Origin of the sequence: Luteimonas rhizosphaericola, assembly GCF_029888045.1 — a bacterium.
Lineage (GTDB): Bacteria > Pseudomonadota > Gammaproteobacteria > Xanthomonadales > Xanthomonadaceae > Luteimonas > Luteimonas rhizosphaericola.
In genome coordinates this window covers 476,682-492,324 of sequence record NZ_JARXRN010000020.1, presented here as the reverse complement: position 1 = coordinate 492,324, position 15,643 = coordinate 476,682, and the positions used below count along the sequence as shown (strand labels likewise).

The following is a 15,643-nucleotide window of genomic DNA, read 5'->3' as shown; positions in this document are numbered from 1 at the left end:
CAGCGTCGGTAGCGCGCCCTACGCCGGGATCGCAGGCCTCGGCGGATCATGGCGGATTGGATCGCCGTGACGCGAGACCGGCTGCAGTCCCGGTAGGGCTGCGGTGCCGCTGGCCGCGCGGGTGATGATGGCGTCTGCCCCGTCGACCTCGATCCCCTGCGCGCGGTACCAGTCCGGGTCGTAGTAGCTGTGCGCGTAGCGCTCGCCGCCGTCGCACAGGATGGTGACGATCGATCCGGTATCGCCGCGTGCGCGCATGCCGTGCGCGACCGCCAGCACGCCGACGACATTGGTGCCGGTGGAGCCGCCCACGCGGCGGCCGAGCCGGGCGTTGACGTAGCGCATCGCCGCCAGGCTCAGCGCGTCCGGCACCTTGACCATCGCGTCCACGCAGCCGGCGATGAAGCTGGCCTCGGCGGTGGGCCGGCCGATGCCCTCGATGCGCGAGGCCGGGGCCGCCGCCGTCGGCGGCGGCTGGCCCGCGGCGAGGGCGGCGTAATGGGCGTGGAAGGCGGAGTGCTCGGGATCGGCGCACAGCACGCGGGTGGGCAGCCCGCGGTAGCGCGCGTAGCGCCCGATCGTCGCGCTGGTGCCGCCGGTGCCGGCACTGCACACGATCCACGCCGGTACCGGATGCGGTTCCTGCTCCATCTGCCGGAAGATCGACTCGGCGATGTTGTTGTTGGCGCGCCAGTCGGTCGCGCGTTCGGCGTAGGTGAACTGGTCCATGAAGTGCCCGCCCGCCTCGCGCGCCAGGCGGGCGGACTCGCCGGCGATGTCGCAGGCGTTGCGCACGAGATGGCAGCGGCCGCCGTGGAACTCGATCGCCGCGATCTTCTCCGGCGAGGTCGACGCGGGCATCACCGCCACGAAGGGCAGGCCGAGCAGGCGTGCGAAGTACGCCTCCGATACGGCGGTCGATCCGCTCGAGGCCTCCACCACCGTGCTTCCCGCATGCAGCCAGCCGTTGGCCAGCGCGTACAGGAACAGCGAGCGCGCGAGCCGGTGCTTGAGGCTGCCGGTGGGGTGGCTGGATTCGTCCTTGAAGTACACGTCGATGCCGGGGAATCCGGGCAGCGACATCGGGATCAGATGGGTGTCCGCGGAACGGTTGAAGTCCGCCTCGATGCGCCGGATCGCCGCGGCCGTCCATGCATGTTGCGTGGCGCAGGCCAGGCGGCTGGGTGGATCCTCGAAGGGCATGGCGGTCGGGCGGGTGCGGACGAACCGACATTGTCGTCGATCCCGGCCGGTCCGGTACCACGGCGCATCGCACGCGGCGCCGTTGTGCCAGCGGCTGCGCGGTTCGGCGCCCGCTCAGGCGCGCCCGAGCAGCAGCTCCAGCACGAACTTGCTGCCGAAGAACGCCAGCACCAGCAGGGCCATCGCGGTCAGCGTCCAGCGCACGGCCCGGGTGCCGCGCCAGCCGTAGCGCCACCGGCCCAGGAGCAGCGCACCGAACACCAGCCACGACAGCGCACTGAGTACCGATTTGTGCATCAGGCGCTGGGCGAAGAAGTCGTGCACGAACAGCACGCCGGTCAGCAAGGTGGCCGAGAGCAGCACGAAGCCGACCCCGATCGAACGGAACAGCAGCGTTTCCAGCTCGGTCAGCGGGGGCAGGACGCGAGTCCATCCGCGGAACTGGTGCCGCCGCAGCGCCCGTTCCTGCAGCCAGAGCATGATCGCCAGCAGGGCGGCAATGGCGAGCGTGGCGTAGGCCAGCAGCGCCAGCCAGGCGTGCAGTTCCAGGCGCCAGTCGAGCTCGCGCGCGACCCGGCTGTCGGCGAAGCCGTACGCCAGCAGCGATGCGGCGGCGATCGGGTAGACCACCACCCCGAGTGCCCCCAGACGGCCGCCGGCCGCGTACAGGGTGGTCAGCGCGGACATGCCCAGCCCTACCAGCGACAGCGCGGCGAAGAAGTGCAGGTCCAGCCCGCCTTCCTGGCGCCAGGCCAGCACGTGGGTAAGCGCGTGCAGGGCAACCGCGCTGAGCGCGGTCAGCAGCCAGAAGCCGGCGCGGGCCCCGCCCACGGCCAGCAGGCGGCGCACCACCAACCAGCCGGCCAGCAGGTAGAACGCGGCCGCGATGAGAACGATTGACATCGCGGAAGTGTCGCACGCCCATGCGTGCGCGGCGATGGACCTGACGCCTCGGCAGGACGCCCGGTGCCAGGAAAGAGGCCGGCGGGCGGGCGCGGGACCACGGCCGCGGACGGCGGCCCGCTATAATCACGGATCGCTTTTTCGCCGGTGTTCGCCCCATGTTCGAATCGCTCACCCAGCGCCTGTCCGGGACCATCGACCGCCTGCGCGGCCGCGGCCGGCTGACCGAGGAGAACATCCGCGAGGCCACCCGCGAGGTCCGCATCGCGCTGCTCGAGGCCGATGTCGCGCTGCCCGTGGTGCAGGCGCTGGTCGAGCGGATCAAGGTGCGCGCGGTCGGCCAGGAAGTGCTCAAGTCGCTGACCCCCGGCCAGGCGCTGATCAAGGTGGTGCGCGACGAGCTGGCGGCGGTGATGGGCGCCCAGGCGACCGAGCTCAACCTCAACGTCCCGGCTCCGGCGGTGATCCTGATGGCGGGCCTGCAGGGTGCGGGCAAGACCACCACCGTGGGCAAGCTGGCGAAGCTGCTGAAGGACAAGCGCAAGAAGAAGGTGATGGTGGTCAGCGCCGACGTCTACCGTCCGGCAGCCATCGAGCAGCTGCGCACGCTGGCCACCCAGACCGGCGTACTGTTCTTCCCGTCCGACGCCGGCCAGCAGCCGGTGGACATCGTGCGCGCGGCGATCGCCGATGCGAAGAAGTCGTTCGTCGACGTGCTGCTGGTCGACACCGCTGGCCGCCTCGCCATCGACGAGGCGATGATGGCCGAGATCAAGGCCCTGCACGCCGCGGTGAACCCGGCCGAAACCCTGTTCGTGGTCGACTCGATGACCGGCCAGGACGCGGCCAACACGGCCAAGGCCTTCCACGAGGCGCTGCCGCTCACCGGCGTGGTGCTGACCAAGACCGACGGCGACGCCCGTGGCGGCGCCGCGCTGTCGGTGCGCTACATCACCGGGCGCCCGATCAAGTTCATCGGCACCAGCGAGAAGACCGACGGCCTGGACGTGTTCCACCCCGACCGCGTCGCCAGCCGCATCCTCGACATGGGCGACGTGCTGTCGCTGGTGGAGCAGGTCGAACAGCAGGTCGACAAGGACAAGGCGCAGAAGCTGGCCGAGAAGGTCGCCAAGGGCAAGAAGTTCGACCTCAACGACATGCGCGACCAGCTCGAGCAGATGCAGAGCATGGGCGGCATCGGCAGCCTGATGGAGAAGCTGCCCGGCCTGGGCCAGGTGCCCGAGCACCTCAAGCAGCAGGTGCAGCAGGGCAAGGAAGTGCCGCGCATGATCGCCATCATCAACTCGATGACGAAGAAGGAACGCCGCAATCCGGCCCTGCTCAACGGCTCGCGCCGTGCCCGCATCGCCGCCGGCTCCGGCACCCATCCTTCCGACGTCAACAAGCTGATGAAGCAGTACCAGCAGATGGAGAAGATGATGGGCAAGATGGCCCGCGGCGGCATGAAGGGCATGATGCGCGGCCTGCAGGGGATGATGGGCGGAGCGCCGTTTCTGAGGCGTTGACGCGACGCCTGAGTGCCTCCGTCTCGGCGACGGATGATGCACGCAACGCGGGAAGCGATTTGGCGAGTTGCGCTTACATCAGGCTGGACGGCTGCATTTCCCGCAGAGTGGCGACTCATACATGCCTGCCGCGGAGCCCACATCATTCGGCGACAGCGCTCCCAGGGCGCGCTCCTGAGGCTTGTAGGCTTCGGGCAAGAGGTGCTGGGAACACTTGGATTCGGCCCCGATCGATGTGTTGCAATCCCCTGAACTCGGGCGTAGATTTCAGGCGGGGAAGAAGATCAGGGGAATGGAAGGATGGCTAGGCCACTGGGCGCTTTTCTTCGCGTGGCGCTGCTTGTTTTACCGTTACTGGCCGGCGGGGTTCAGGCTCAGACGGTGTTCGCGTATTCCAGTGTCGACGGGGATTGGCTGGGAGGGGGGGCGACTGGATCTTTCACGCCTGCTACCGCGAGCTTTTCGGCGTACATAACCTCAGAGCAACACGTGTCCGTCACTGTCAGTACCAGCGAGGGAAGCTGGGACATGGAGTTCGCCGTGCCCAAAGGGCAGAGGCTGGCGCCCGGCAGATTCACGGACGCCGAGCGCGCGCCTTTCAGGACCGGTCGTTCCGCAGGGCTGGCCGTCTATGCGCCGGGCCGAGGCTGCAACCAGACCTGGGGTAGCTTCAACATCCGTCAGATCGAACAGGATGTTGACGGTGAGTTGGTGGGATTCGAGGCCGACTTCGTACATCGCTGCGAGTCCCCGGATGCGCCGCCACTGGCCGGGGTTATCAGGTGGAAGCTTCCTCAGATGTCCTTGACACTCGACGGAGCTCTCCTGGCCCAGGGCGTGCCAAAGTCGTTCTACGGGGACACCAGTCTCTTCGATCTCTATGGTGATCCCGACTACGGTTTGGCTTATTACGGTAGCGGAAGGCGGCAGAATTGGTGGCTGTCGATCACACCGCCCTTGGGGAAGCGTCTCAAAGTGGGTCAGTACGTCACGAACAGCGAGCCGACTGCAACGCGCGCGGGCATGGCGATCAGTGGCCTGAGCCGATGCTGGACGACGACGGGCAAGCTGGATATCAAGCGAATGACGGTGACATCAGACGGTACCGTCAGCGCGCTGTACGCGACGTTCGAGCAACGTTGTGCGGGCATCCCGGGGTCGATTACCGGAACGATTCATTACCGGCTTTGAGTGAAGAGGCGCGCGCGGCGGCACCCGTGTTCGCCAGTTGGATCAATGGTGCGCTTGCATGCGGCGAAGATCTGCTGGCACTTGCGCTCACCAACTACGGCCACTTCACCTCGATGCAGGTGCGTGGCCGCGCCGTGCGCGGGCTCGACCTGCACTTCCAGCGGCTGAAGACCGCCACGCGCGAACTGTTCGACGCCTCGCTCGACGAGGCGCGGGTACGTGCCGGCATCGTTGCGGCGCTGGACGCCGCCGGCGTGGACGACGCCGGTGCGCGCGTCACCGTGTTCTCGCGCGCGTTCGACTACCTCCGGCCCGACCGGAGCGTGCCGGTCGACGTGCTGGTCTCGCTGTCGCCGCCGCGCGAGGCGGTGGCGACGCCGGCCTGGGTGAAGACGTTCGCGTTCCAGCGACCGCTGCCGCACATCAAGCATGTCGGCACCTTCCCCCTGTTCCAGTGGCGGCGGCAGGCGCTGCGCGACGGCTTCGACGATGCGCTGTTCGTCGATGCGAGGGGGCGGATCAGCGAGGGCTCGGTCTGGAACATCGGCTTCTGGGACGGGGCCCAGGTGGTCTGGCCGCAGGCCGAGGCGCTGCGCGGCACGCAGGAGAAACTGCTGCAGGCCGGGCTGGCGGAGGTGGGGGTGGCGCAGCGGCACATGCCGGTCGAGGCGCGGGCGCTGGGCGGGCTGAAAGCCGCTTTCGCGGCCAATGCCACGGGTGTCTGGCCGCTGTCGGGCATCGACGACCTCGCGCTGCGGCCCGATCCCGTGCTGATGGAGTCCCTGCAGGCCGCGGTGCGGGCCATGCCGCTGCGGCCGCTCTAGCGCACCGGAGGACGCCTGCGAGACGCGCCGGCGTCGCGCCGCCCGGCAACGGGGACGTCGATGCGCACCCCCGCACGTGCGCGAGTCCTGGCGGCGCAGACGGGATCGGGTCGGACTGGCCCGACCGGGCGCGCTTGACCGGGCGGCGGGTGGCGAGCCGGCCGCGATGCCCTATAATGTCCGGCTTACCTCGCCATCCTGGCGACTGGGCAACACCGAGAACGCACCATGGTCAAGATCCGCCTCACCCGCGGCGGCGCGAAGAAGCGCCCCTTCTACCACATTATCGTCACCGACTCGCGCAGCGCGCGCGACGGCCGCAACATCGAGCGCGTGGGCTACTACAACCCCGTCGCCCAGGGCGCCGAGCAGCGCATCGTGCTGGATACCGCGCGTGTCGACCACTGGGTTTCGCAGGGCGCGCAGCTGACCGACAAGGTCCGCAACCTGTACCGCGAAGCCGCCAAGGCCGCCGCTCCGGCCGCCTGATACCGGGCCGCGCCCCGGCGCGGCCACCTGCCGAGATGAACGACCCGACGCGCCGCATCCTGATGGGCAGGATCCACGGCGCGTTCGGCGTGCGTGGCGAGCTCAAGCTCGAATCCTTCAGCGATCCGCCGGAGGCGGTCTTCCGCTACCGGCCCTGGGTGCTGCGCGACGCGCAGGGCCGCGAGCGCGAACTCGACGGCGGGCGCGGGCGCAGCACCGCCAAGGGCATCGTGCTGCAGCTGCCCGGCGTGGACGACCGTGACGCGGCCGAAGCCCTGCGCGGCAGCGAGCTGTGGGTGCCGCGCGGCGCGCTGCCGCCGCCGAAGCCGGGCGAGTACTACTGGGTCGACCTCGAAGGCCTGCGCGTGGTGAACACGGCCGGCATCGATTTCGGCACGGTGTCGCACCTGTTCTCCACCGGCGCCAACGACGTGCTGGTCGCCCGCGGCGAGCGCGAGCGGATGATCCCGTTCATCGAACCGGACTACGTCACCTCGGTGGATTTCGACGCCGGGGTGGTGACGGTGGACTGGGACGCGGACTTCTGAGCGATGCGGATCGACGTCGTCAGCCTGTTTCCCGAATTCGTGGCCCAGTGCGCCGGTTTCGGCGTGGTCGGCCGCGCACAGGAGCGCGGACTGCTCTCCATGCAGGGCTGGAATCCGCGCGACTACGCGGACGGCAACTATCGCCGGGTCGACGACCGGCCCTTCGGGGGCGGGCCCGGGATGGTGATGCTGATCGACCCCCTGCGGGCGGCGATCGCCGCGGCCCGCGCCGCCGATCCGGCCCCCGCGCGGGTGATCTACCTCAGCCCCCAGGGCCGGCCGCTGACCCAGGCGCGGGTGCGCGAGCTGGCGGCGGAGTCGCGGATCATCCTGCTGTGCGGGCGCTACGAGGGCGTCGACGAGCGGCTGCTGGCGGCCGAGGTGGACGAGGAGCTGTCGATCGGCGACTACGTGCTCTCGGGCGGCGAACTGGCCGCGGCGGTGGTGGTGGACGCGGTCGCGCGGCTGCAGGACGGCGCCCTCAACGACGCCGATTCGGCCGTCCAGGACAGCTTCGAAGGCGACGGCCTGCTGGACTGCCCGCACTACACCCGGCCGGTGGAGCACGCGCTCGGCACCGTGCCGGAGGTGCTGCTGTCGGGCAACCACGCCGAGATCGCGCGCTGGCGCCGCCGCCAGGCGCTGCTACGCACGCGCGCGCGCCGGCCCGACCTGCTGGCCGCGGCCGGGCTGAGCGCGGAGGAGGCCCGCTGGCTGGAGGCGCAGGCGACCGACGGCGATCCAGCCGGCTGAGGCGGGCGGTTCGGCACCGGTGGAGGCGGGCCGGCGGCTGGGCGGGCCGTGCGATGTCCGGGTCGCCGGGCCGACCCGGAGACCAGGAGCGGTCGCTCGGGGCGACGGGCCCCGGATGCGCTTCGCTTACCCGGGCGACGCGGGTCGCGGGTGGCCGGGGGCCTGATTTCCCGTTATCATGCGCGGCTGACCTGCCACAGGCAGGCATTGCCGAGAGCGTGCGTCCACGTGCACCACGCCTACAACGACTCCAACAGGCTCCAGCGAGATACCGACATGACCACCAAGCCGTCCCTGAACACCCTGCTGCAGCAGTTCGAGACCGAACAGGCGCAGCGCAAGCTTCCCGACTTCGGCCCCGGCGACACCGTGATCGTCAACGTCAAGGTGAAGGAAGGCAACCGCGAGCGCGTGCAGGCGTACGAGGGCGTGGTGATCGGCAAGAAGAACGCCGGCCTCAACTCGTCGTTCACCGTGCGCAAGATCTCGCACGGCTACGGCGTCGAGCGCGTGTTCCAGAGCCACAGCGCCACGATCGAGTCGGTCGAGGTCAAGCGTCGCGGCAAGGTCCGCGCCGGCAAGCTGTACTACCTGCGTGGCCTGGAAGGCAAGAAGGCGCGCATCAAGGAAGACCTGTCCGCGCACTCCAAGGCGAAGGCGGCAGCGGCGGCGGCAGCCGAGTAAGCAGGCGCCGCGCACGTTCACGACGGCCGCCCCCGGGCGGCCGTTCGCGTTTCGGGGCGATCACCGGTGCAGCGGCGCCCTCCATGCGGGCGCGAGCGGACGCTACGGCGTGCAGTGCCCGGCGCGATGGCGGGCGCCGTCCAGCCATGCCGCCCTTGCGAGCCGGGCGTCCGTGAGGCCGGGCACGCAAGGACGTGCGCCAGAGCGCCGCGACTACAATCCTTCGCCATGAACGACGTGTCGCCCCCCGCGCCAACCGTCCGGCTCGATGTGTGGCTGTGGGCCGCGCGGTTCTTCCGCACGCGCGCGCTGGCGCGGCAGGCGATCGACACCGGGAAGGTCGCAGTGGGCGGACAGCGGGCCAAGCCCGCCCGCACCGTCCGGATCGGCGATGCGATGCGCATCGAACGCGCGGGCGAATTCTTCGAGATCCAGGTGCATGCGTTGTCGGACGTGCGTGGTCCGGCGGCGGCGGCGCAGGCGATGTATGCCGAATCCGAGGCATCGCGTGAAGCGCGCGAGGCGGCACGCGCGCTGGCCCGGGCCGAGCGCAACGGCTTCCGCCCGCCGGAATCCAAGCCGGACAAGCGCGCGCGCCGGCTGATCCGCGCGCTGGGCGATATCGACGCCAGCTGAGCGGGGCTCGGTCAGTCCCCGGCGGTGCGGAGCCAGTGCGTCTCCACTCACGTGGGACGTGGGTGAAGGGCATGCGCCGTCCCGCAACGACGTGCTTCCACAGGCTGCGGTAGGGCCCTGCGCGGCAACACGGCGCGCGGACAGGGCGTGCACCTCGGTGGGCGGTGCGTTTCACCAACCTGCCCGGGACATGCGGACGCGCCGATGTCCCACGCCTGCCTGCGCCGGCTCAGCGCAGGTCGAACCGGTCCAGCTCCATCACCTTGTGCCAGGCCGCCACAAAGTCGCGCACCAGCTTGTCCTGGCCGTCGGCGCTGGCGTAGACCTCGGCCAGCGCGCGCAGTACGGCGTTGGAGCCGAACACCAGGTCGACGCGGGTGCCGGTCCACTTCTTCGCGCCGGAACTGCGGTCGCGGCCTTCGAACACCTCGGCGTCCTTCGACACCGGCTGCCACTGCGTGCCCATGTCCAGCAGGTTGCGGAAGAAGTCGTTGCTCAGCACGCCGGGGCGGTCGGTGAGTACGCCGTGCGAGGCGCCGCCATGGTTGGCGCCGAGCACGCGCAGCCCGCCGACCAGGGCGGTCATTTCCGGCGCGGTGAGCGTGAGCAGCTGGGCACGGTCGACCAGCAGGTGCTCGGCCGGTACCTTCGAATGGCCGCGGGTGTAGTTGCGGAAACCATCGGCCCAGGGTTCGAGCACCGCGAACGATTCGACGTCGGTCTGGTCCTGGCGCGCGTCGGTACGGCCGGGGCTGAACGGCACCTCGACCTCCACTCCGGCCGCCTTCGCCGCCTGCTCCACGCCGACGCCGCCGGCGAGCACGATCAGGTCGGCCAGCGAGACTTTCTTTCCGCCGGGCGCGTCGCGGTTGAAGTCGGACTGGATGCGCTCGAGCGCGGCGAGCACCTTGCCCAACTGCGCCGGCTGGTTCACTTCCCAGTCCTTCTGCGGCGACAGGCGGATGCGCGCGCCGTTGGCGCCGCCGCGCTTGTCGCCGCCGCGGAAGGTCGACGCCGAAGCCCAGGCGGTGGACACCAGCTCGGCGACGCTCAGGCCGGCGTCGGCGATCTTCCGCTTCAGGGCGTCGATCTCGGCGGCTTCCACCAGCGGATGGTCCACCGCCGGCACCGGGTCCTGCCACACGAGCTCTTCCTTCGGCACCTCCGGCCCCAGGTAGCGCGCGCGCGGGCCCATGTCGCGATGGGTGAGCTTGAACCAGGCGCGTGCGAAGGCATCGGCGAACGCCTGCGGGTTCTCCAGGAACCGGCGCGAGATCGGGCCGTAGACCGGATCGAAGCGCAGCGACAGGTCGGTGGTGAGCATGCGCGGGCGGTGCTTCTTCGCCGGGTCGTAGGCGTCGGGGATGGTCTCGGGTGCGTCCTTGGCCACCCACTGGTGGGCGCCGGCCGGGGACTTCTCCAGCTCCCACTCGAAGCCGAACAGGTTCTCGAAGAACTTGTTGCTCCACAGCGCGGGCGTCTGGGTCCAGGTGACTTCGAGGCCCGAGGTGATGGTGTCGGGGCCCTTGCCGCTGCCGTAGCGGTTGTGCCAGCCGAAGCCCTGCAGCTCCAGGTCCGATCCTTCGGGCTCGGCGCCGACGTTGTCCGCAGGCGCGGCGCCGTGGGTCTTGCCGAACGAGTGGCCGCCGGCGATCAGGGCCACGGTCTCCTCGTCGTCCATGGCCATGCGGCCGAAGGTGTCGCGGATGTCCTTCGCCGCCAGCAGCGGGTCGGGGTTGCCGTCGGGACCTTCCGGGTTCACGTAGATCAGGCCCATCTGCACCGCCGCGAGCGGATTTTCCAGCCGGCGTGAATGCACGTCGCCGTCGGCATCGTCATCGGACACCAGCACGCCTTCGTCGCCCGGCTTCTCGACGCCTTCGGAGCCATGCGCGTAGCGCACGTCGCCACCGAGCCACGTGGTCTCGCGGCCCCAGTACACATCCTGGTCGGGTTCCCAGGTGTCCTCGCGGCCGCCGCCGAAGCCGAAGGTGCGGAAGCCCATCGTCTCCAGCGCCACGTTGCCGGCCAGGATCATCAGGTCGGCCCAGGAGATCGCCTGCCCGTACTTCTGCTTGATCGGCCACAACAGGCGCCGCGCCTTGTCCAGGCTGACGTTGTCGGGCCAGCTGTTGAGCGGGGCGAAGCGCTGCTGGCCGCGGCCGCCACCGCCGCGACCGTCCTGGATGCGGTAGGTGCCGGCACTGTGCCAGGCCATGCGTACCATGAGGCCCCCGTAATGGCCGAAGTCCGCCGGCCACCAGTCCTGGGAATCGGTCATCAGGTCGCGCAGGTCCTTCTTCAGCGCGTGGTAGTCGAGCTTGCCGAACGCCTCGGCGTAGTCGAAGTCCGGGTCGAGCGGGTTGGAACGGCTGGAGTGCTGGTTGAGCAGGTCCAGCCGCAGCTGCGTGGGCCACCAGTCGCGATTGCCGGTGCCGCCTCCGGCGGTGGCGTGAAAGGGGCACTTGCCCTGGGTTTCGGTCGACATGGTGGCGCTCCTGGCGGGTGGAAGTCGGGTCCACCTTACGCTGGCGTCACGGATAGATGAAATCGACTGATGCGAAAGTCGAAATAGATCCTGGCTATCGAAAGAGCCGGCGCTCCGGGCTCAGACCGCCTGGCCGGCGGCGTGCCCGGACGCCCAGGCCCACTGGAAGTTGTAGCCGCCCAGCCAACCGGTGACATCGACCACCTCGCCGATGAAATGCAGGCCGGGCACGTGGCGCGACATCATCGTCGACGACGACAGCCCCGCGGTGTCCACGCCGCCCAGGGTGACTTCCGCGGTGCGGTAACCCTCGGTGCCGCTGGGCACCACCGGCCAGGCGGCGAGGGTGGCGGCCACCTCGCGCAGCTGCGCCGGCGTGTACTGCTTCATCGGCCGGCTGGGCAGCCAGGCCTCGCACAGGCGCTGGGCGAAGCGGCGCGGCAGCACGTCGCCCAGCACCGTGCGCAATTCGGCCTCGCCACGCGCGCGCTGGCGCGCCGCCAGCCAGGCGTTCGCGTCTTCGCCCGGCAGCAGGTCGATCCGCAGGTCGTCGCCCGGTTGCCAGTAGGAGGAGATCTGCAGGATGGCCGGGCCGCTCAGGCCGCGGTGGGTGACGAGCATCGCGTTGCGGAATGATGCGCCGTTGCAGCCTGCTTCGACCTGCAGCGACAGGCCGGCCAGGTCCTGCAGCCGCTCCAGGGGGCGGCCCGAGAGCGTCAGCGGCACCAGGCCCGCGCGCGTGGCGAGCACCTCGTGGCCGAACTGGCGCGCGAGCTGGTAGCCGAACCCGCTGGCGCCCATGCTCGGAATCGACAGCCCGCCGGTCGCCACCACCAGCGCGCCGCAGTCGAGCGTGCCCTGCGACGTGCGCAGGCGGAAATGTCGTTCGCCGACAGGCTCCACCGCGTCGATCGCGCAGTGCGTCCGCACCTGCGCGCCGACCGCCGCGGCCTCGTCCAGCAGCATGCGCACGATCTGCTTCGAAGACTCGTCGCAGAACAGCTGCCCGAGTTCCTTCTCGTGGTAGGCGATGCCGTGGCGCTCGACCATGGCGATGAAGTCCGCCGGCGTGTAGCGCGCCAGCGCCGACTTGCAGAAGTGCGGGTTGACCGAGAGGAAGTTGGCCGGCGTGGTGCCGGTATTGGTGAAGTTGCAGCGCCCGCCGCCGGACATCAGGATCTTCTTGCCGACCTTGTTGGCGTGATCCAGCACCAGCACGCGCCGACCGCGCGCGCCAGCGGCGATGGCGCACATCAGTCCGGCCGCGCCGGCGCCGAGCACAACCACGTCCGCATCGGTGAGGTGCGTGGCCTCCCCGCCAGGTGCGTGCTGGGTGACGGTCACGGTCGCGCGGCCGCGACGGCGCCGCTCACGACAGCGCCTTGAGCCGGTACAGCGCCTCGAGCGCCTGCTTGGGCGTGAGTTCGTCCGGATCGATCGAAGCCAGCGCTTCGAGCGCGGCCGAGGAGGGCGCGAACAGGCCGAACTGCTGCGGCTGGTCGATGCGTTCGGCCGACATCGGCGCCGCGGCGGCGGTGTCGTGCGAACGCCGCTCCAGCTCGGCCAGGCGCGCGCGCGCGTCGCGGATCACCGCCTTCGGCAGGCCGGCCAGCGCCGCCACCTGCAGGCCGAAGCTGCGGTCGGCGGGGCCGTCCTTGACCGCGTGCATGAACACCAGGGTGTCGTGGCCGTTCGCGTCGTGGTGCTCCACCGCGTCCAGGTGCACGTTGGCGATGCCGCTGCCGGGCTCGGCCAGCGCGGTGAGCTCGAAGTAGTGCGTGGCGAACAGGGTGTAGCTGCGGTTGGTCGCGGCGAGCTGGCGCGCGCAGGCCTCGGCCAGGGCGAGGCCGTCGTAGGTCGAGGTGCCGCGGCCGATCTCGTCCATCAGCACCAGCGACCGGTCGGTGGCATGGTGCAGGATGTAGCTGGTCTCGGCCATCTCGACCATGAAGGTCGACTGCCCCTTCGCCAGGTCGTCGCCGGCGCCGATGCGGGTGAGGATGCGGTCGATCGGGCCGATCTCGGCACGCGCCGCGGGCACGAAGCTGCCGATGTGCGCCAGCAGCACGATCAGCGCGTTCTGGCGCATGTAGGTGCTCTTGCCGCCCATGTTGGGGCCGGTGATCACCAGCATGCGCCGGTCCTCGCCCAGCACCAGGTCGTTGGGTTCGAACGGGTCGTCGCGCACCGCTTCCACCACCGGATGGCGGCCGCGTTCGATCTGGATGCACGGCGCGTCGGTGAGCAGCGGCCGCGACCAGTCCAACGCCTGCGCGCGTTCGGCGAACGCGGCCAGCACGTCCAGCTCGCTGAGCGCGGCGGCGCAGCGGCGCAGCGGTTCGAGCCGGGCGGCGAGGGCGTCGAGCAGCTGTTCGTACAGCAGGCGTTCGCGCGCCAGCGCGCGCTCGCGGGCCGAGAGCACCTTGTCCTCGAACGCCTTCAGCTCTTCGGTGATGTAGCGCTCGGCGCCGGTCAGGGTCTGGCGCCGGGTGTAGTGCGCGGGCGCCTTGGACGACTGCGCCTTGCTGATCTCGATGAAATAGCCGTGCACGCGGTTGTAGCCGACCTTGAGCGTGGCGATGCCGGTGGCGGCCTTCTCGCGCGCTTCCAGGTCCACCAGGAATCCGTCCGCGTTCTCGCTGAGGCGGCGCAGCTCGTCGAGCTCGGCATCGTGGCCCTCGGCGAATACGCCGCCGTCGCGCGCCAGCACCGGCGGCTGCTCCACCAGCGCGCCGGCGAGCAGGTGGGCCTCGGCGGCGTGCTCGCCCAGCGAATCGGACAGTTCGCGCAGGCGCGGCGAATCCAGCGGCGCCAGCAACTCGCGCACCGCGGGCAGCATCGCCAGGCCGTCGCGCAGGGTGGACAGGTCGCGCGGGCGCGCCGAGCGCAGCGCGATGCGCGAGAGGATGCGCTCCAGGTCGCCCAGGGCGCGGAAGCGCTCGCGCAAGGGTTCCTCCGCGCGCGCGTCGATCAGGGTCGCGACCGCCGCGTGGCGCAGGCGCACCGTGTCGCGCTCGCGCAGCGGCCGGTGCAGCCAGCGCCGCAGCAGCCGCCCGCCCATCGGGGAGACCGTGGTGTCGAGCACGCCGAGCAGGGTGTGGCGGGTGTCGCCGTCGACGCGGCTGTCGAGCTCGAGGTGGCGGCGGGTGGCCGCGTTCATCGCGATCGCGCCGTCGCCGCTCTCGACGGCGATAGAGGTCAGGTGCGGCAGCCGCTGCTTCTGGGTCTCCTCGACGTAACCCAGCAGCGCGCCGGCGGCGGCGATGGCGAGCGGACGGTCCTCGATGCCGAAGCCGGTCAGGTCGTGCAGGCCGAAGAACTGAAGCAGCTGGCGGCGCCCCGATTCGGCGTCGAACAGCCAGGGCGCGCGCCGGCGCACGCCGCTGCGCTCGCGCAGCGCATCGGGCCAGCCCTCCTCGTCGGGCAGCAGTACCTCGGCCGGCTCCAGGCGCGCCAGTTCGGCCTCCAGCTGCGCGTCGCCGGCGACGTCGTTGACCAGGAACCGGCCACCGGCCAGGTCGGCCCACGCCAGGCCGTAGCCGGACCGGCCGCGGGCGACGGCGAGCAGCAGGGTGTCGCGGCGTTCCTGCAGCAGGGCCTCGTCGGTCACGGTGCCGGGGGTGACGATGCGCACCACCTTGCGTTCCACCAGGCCCTTGCTCGCGGCCGGGTCGCCGATCTGCTCGCAGATGGCCACCGACTCGCCCAGGGCCACCAGCCGCGCCAGATAGCCCTCGGACGAGTGGTGCGGCACGCCGGCCATCGGGATCGGCTGGCCGCCGGAACTGCCGCGCTGGGTCAGGGTGATGTCGAGCAGGCGCGCGGCCTTGCGCGCGTCGTCGTAGAACAGCTCGTAGAAATCGCCCATGCGGAAGAACAGCAGGACATCCGGATGCTCCGCCTTGGCGGCGAAGAACTGCTTCATCAGGGGGGTGTGTTCGGGCGACCTGTCCAGCTTCATTCGTTCCGCGGCGGGGACGCGCGCGACGGCGCGTCGGCCGGGAATTGTATCCGCCCCGCCTGCGCGCCCGTACCCCGGCCTGCCGCGGCGCATCGGCGCGCTCCGCCTGCGGCGCGGCCGCACACCCGGACTGGCGGCGGGGTCCGCGTGCGGATCGGCATCCCCGATTTGAGCAGGATCAACATCGCGATGCCCCGACGCGTCATGCTCGGCCGGACCCTTCCACCCGGACTTTTCGCCGGGCCGGCAGGCCGGCCTTCGCCAGGCGCCATACGGCGGGGCACGGGACGCTTCCCAACACCGGAAATTGTGTTAGGTTTTCGTTCGCTCCAGCACCATCGGACGGCAGCCGGTCCCCCACGCAGGCCGCCCTCCGGAGCCCGCGTCCGCGACCCGGCCGCGCGGCTGCGTCTCGTCGCAATACCGGCGTCACCGCA

The 15,643-nt window shown here is 70.6% G+C and carries 13 protein-coding genes; 8 read left to right on the top strand and 5 right to left on the bottom strand.

All coding sequences use genetic code 11. The annotated features are described in order from the left end of the window. Nucleotides 1–18 precede the first annotated feature (18 nt). Nucleotides 19–1,203, bottom strand: coding sequence for a PLP-dependent cysteine synthase family protein (locus tag QFW80_RS06015; RefSeq protein ID WP_280600530.1), 1,185 nt, complete (start codon nt 1,201–1,203; stop codon nt 19–21). 114 nt (nt 1,204–1,317) lie between these two features. After that, nucleotides 1,318–2,106, bottom strand: a complete 789-nt coding sequence (locus QFW80_RS06010) for a cytochrome C assembly family protein (RefSeq protein WP_280600529.1) — start codon at nt 2,104–2,106, stop codon at nt 1,318–1,320. Nucleotides 2,107–2,264: 158 nt separating this feature from the next. Between QFW80_RS06010 and ffh the strand changes: the two genes are divergently transcribed. The 8 genes from ffh to QFW80_RS05970 all read left to right on the top strand — a co-directional run bounded on the left by ffh (nt 2,265) and on the right by QFW80_RS05970 (nt 8,757). After that, nucleotides 2,265–3,632 (top strand): signal recognition particle protein, encoded by a 1,368-nt coding sequence (gene ffh / locus QFW80_RS06005; protein ID WP_280600528.1) that lies wholly within the window; start codon nt 2,265–2,267, stop codon nt 3,630–3,632. A gap of 528 nt (nt 3,633–4,160) precedes the next feature. Next, nucleotides 4,161–4,823: a hypothetical protein gene (locus QFW80_RS06000; protein ID WP_280600527.1), complete on the top strand. Its 663-nt coding sequence runs from the start codon at nt 4,161–4,163 to the stop codon at nt 4,821–4,823. Nucleotides 4,824–4,849: 26 nt separating this feature from the next. Beyond that, complete coding sequence (locus QFW80_RS05995; protein ID WP_280600526.1) at nt 4,850–5,647, top strand: aminotransferase class IV family protein; 798 nt, start codon at nt 4,850–4,852, stop codon at nt 5,645–5,647. Nucleotides 5,648–5,875: 228 nt separating this feature from the next. Next, nucleotides 5,876–6,136, top strand: coding sequence for a 30S ribosomal protein S16 (rpsP, locus tag QFW80_RS05990; RefSeq protein WP_149104264.1), 261 nt, complete (start codon nt 5,876–5,878; stop codon nt 6,134–6,136). 35 nt (nt 6,137–6,171) lie between these two features. Beyond that, nucleotides 6,172–6,684, top strand: a complete 513-nt coding sequence (gene rimM, locus QFW80_RS05985) for a ribosome maturation factor RimM (protein WP_280600525.1) — start codon at nt 6,172–6,174, stop codon at nt 6,682–6,684. Between the two features lie 3 nt (nt 6,685–6,687). After that, nucleotides 6,688–7,437, top strand: a complete 750-nt coding sequence (gene trmD / locus QFW80_RS05980) for a tRNA (guanosine(37)-N1)-methyltransferase TrmD (protein WP_280600523.1) — start codon at nt 6,688–6,690, stop codon at nt 7,435–7,437. Between the two features lie 276 nt (nt 7,438–7,713). Further along, nucleotides 7,714–8,121, top strand: a complete 408-nt coding sequence (rplS, locus tag QFW80_RS05975; RefSeq protein WP_280600521.1) for a 50S ribosomal protein L19 — start codon at nt 7,714–7,716, stop codon at nt 8,119–8,121. Between the two features lie 228 nt (nt 8,122–8,349). Next, on the top strand, nt 8,350–8,757 hold the full coding sequence (locus QFW80_RS05970) for an RNA-binding S4 domain-containing protein (protein ID WP_280600643.1): 408 nt from the start codon (nt 8,350–8,352) through the stop codon (nt 8,755–8,757). Between the two features lie 229 nt (nt 8,758–8,986). On the opposite strand, the gene katG is transcribed toward QFW80_RS05970, so the two are convergent. From katG to mutS, 3 genes are all read right to left on the bottom strand, one after another. Next, nucleotides 8,987–11,245 carry a catalase/peroxidase HPI gene (gene katG / locus QFW80_RS05965; protein WP_280600520.1) on the bottom strand — a complete coding sequence of 753 codons (2,259 nt, stop codon included), beginning with the start codon at nt 11,243–11,245 and terminating at the stop codon, nt 8,987–8,989. Between the two features lie 120 nt (nt 11,246–11,365). Next, nucleotides 11,366–12,589 (bottom strand): BaiN/RdsA family NAD(P)/FAD-dependent oxidoreductase, encoded by a 1,224-nt coding sequence (locus tag QFW80_RS05960; protein ID WP_280600519.1) that lies wholly within the window; start codon nt 12,587–12,589, stop codon nt 11,366–11,368. A 25-nt stretch (nt 12,590–12,614) separates the two neighbouring features. Beyond that, the gene (gene mutS, locus QFW80_RS05955) at nt 12,615–15,206 is read right to left on the bottom strand and encodes a DNA mismatch repair protein MutS (protein ID WP_280600518.1); all 2,592 of its coding nucleotides are present in this window, start codon (nt 15,204–15,206) and stop codon (nt 12,615–12,617) included. Between the last annotated feature and the right edge of the window lie 437 nt (nt 15,207–15,643).

What these genes read in the sequence shown, in the direction of transcription:
- QFW80_RS06015 (WP_280600530.1), bottom strand. Translation starts at nt 1,203, where the DNA reads ATGCCCTTCGAGGATCCACCCAGCCGCCTGGCCTGCGCCACGCAACAT.
- QFW80_RS06010 (WP_280600529.1), bottom strand. Translation starts at nt 2,106, where the DNA reads ATGTCAATCGTTCTCATCGCGGCCGCGTTCTACCTGCTGGCCGGCTGG.
- ffh (WP_280600528.1), top strand. Translation starts at nt 2,265, where the DNA reads ATGTTCGAATCGCTCACCCAGCGCCTGTCCGGGACCATCGACCGCCTG.
- QFW80_RS06000 (WP_280600527.1), top strand. Translation starts at nt 4,161, where the DNA reads ATGGAGTTCGCCGTGCCCAAAGGGCAGAGGCTGGCGCCCGGCAGATTC.
- rpsP (WP_149104264.1), top strand. Translation starts at nt 5,876, where the DNA reads ATGGTCAAGATCCGCCTCACCCGCGGCGGCGCGAAGAAGCGCCCCTTC.
- rimM (WP_280600525.1), top strand. Translation starts at nt 6,172, where the DNA reads ATGAACGACCCGACGCGCCGCATCCTGATGGGCAGGATCCACGGCGCG.
- trmD (WP_280600523.1), top strand. Translation starts at nt 6,688, where the DNA reads ATGCGGATCGACGTCGTCAGCCTGTTTCCCGAATTCGTGGCCCAGTGC.
- rplS (WP_280600521.1), top strand. Translation starts at nt 7,714, where the DNA reads ATGACCACCAAGCCGTCCCTGAACACCCTGCTGCAGCAGTTCGAGACC.
- QFW80_RS05970 (WP_280600643.1), top strand. Translation starts at nt 8,350, where the DNA reads ATGAACGACGTGTCGCCCCCCGCGCCAACCGTCCGGCTCGATGTGTGG.
- katG (WP_280600520.1), bottom strand. Translation starts at nt 11,245, where the DNA reads ATGTCGACCGAAACCCAGGGCAAGTGCCCCTTTCACGCCACCGCCGGA.
- mutS (WP_280600518.1), bottom strand. Translation starts at nt 15,206, where the DNA reads ATGAAGCTGGACAGGTCGCCCGAACACACCCCCCTGATGAAGCAGTTC.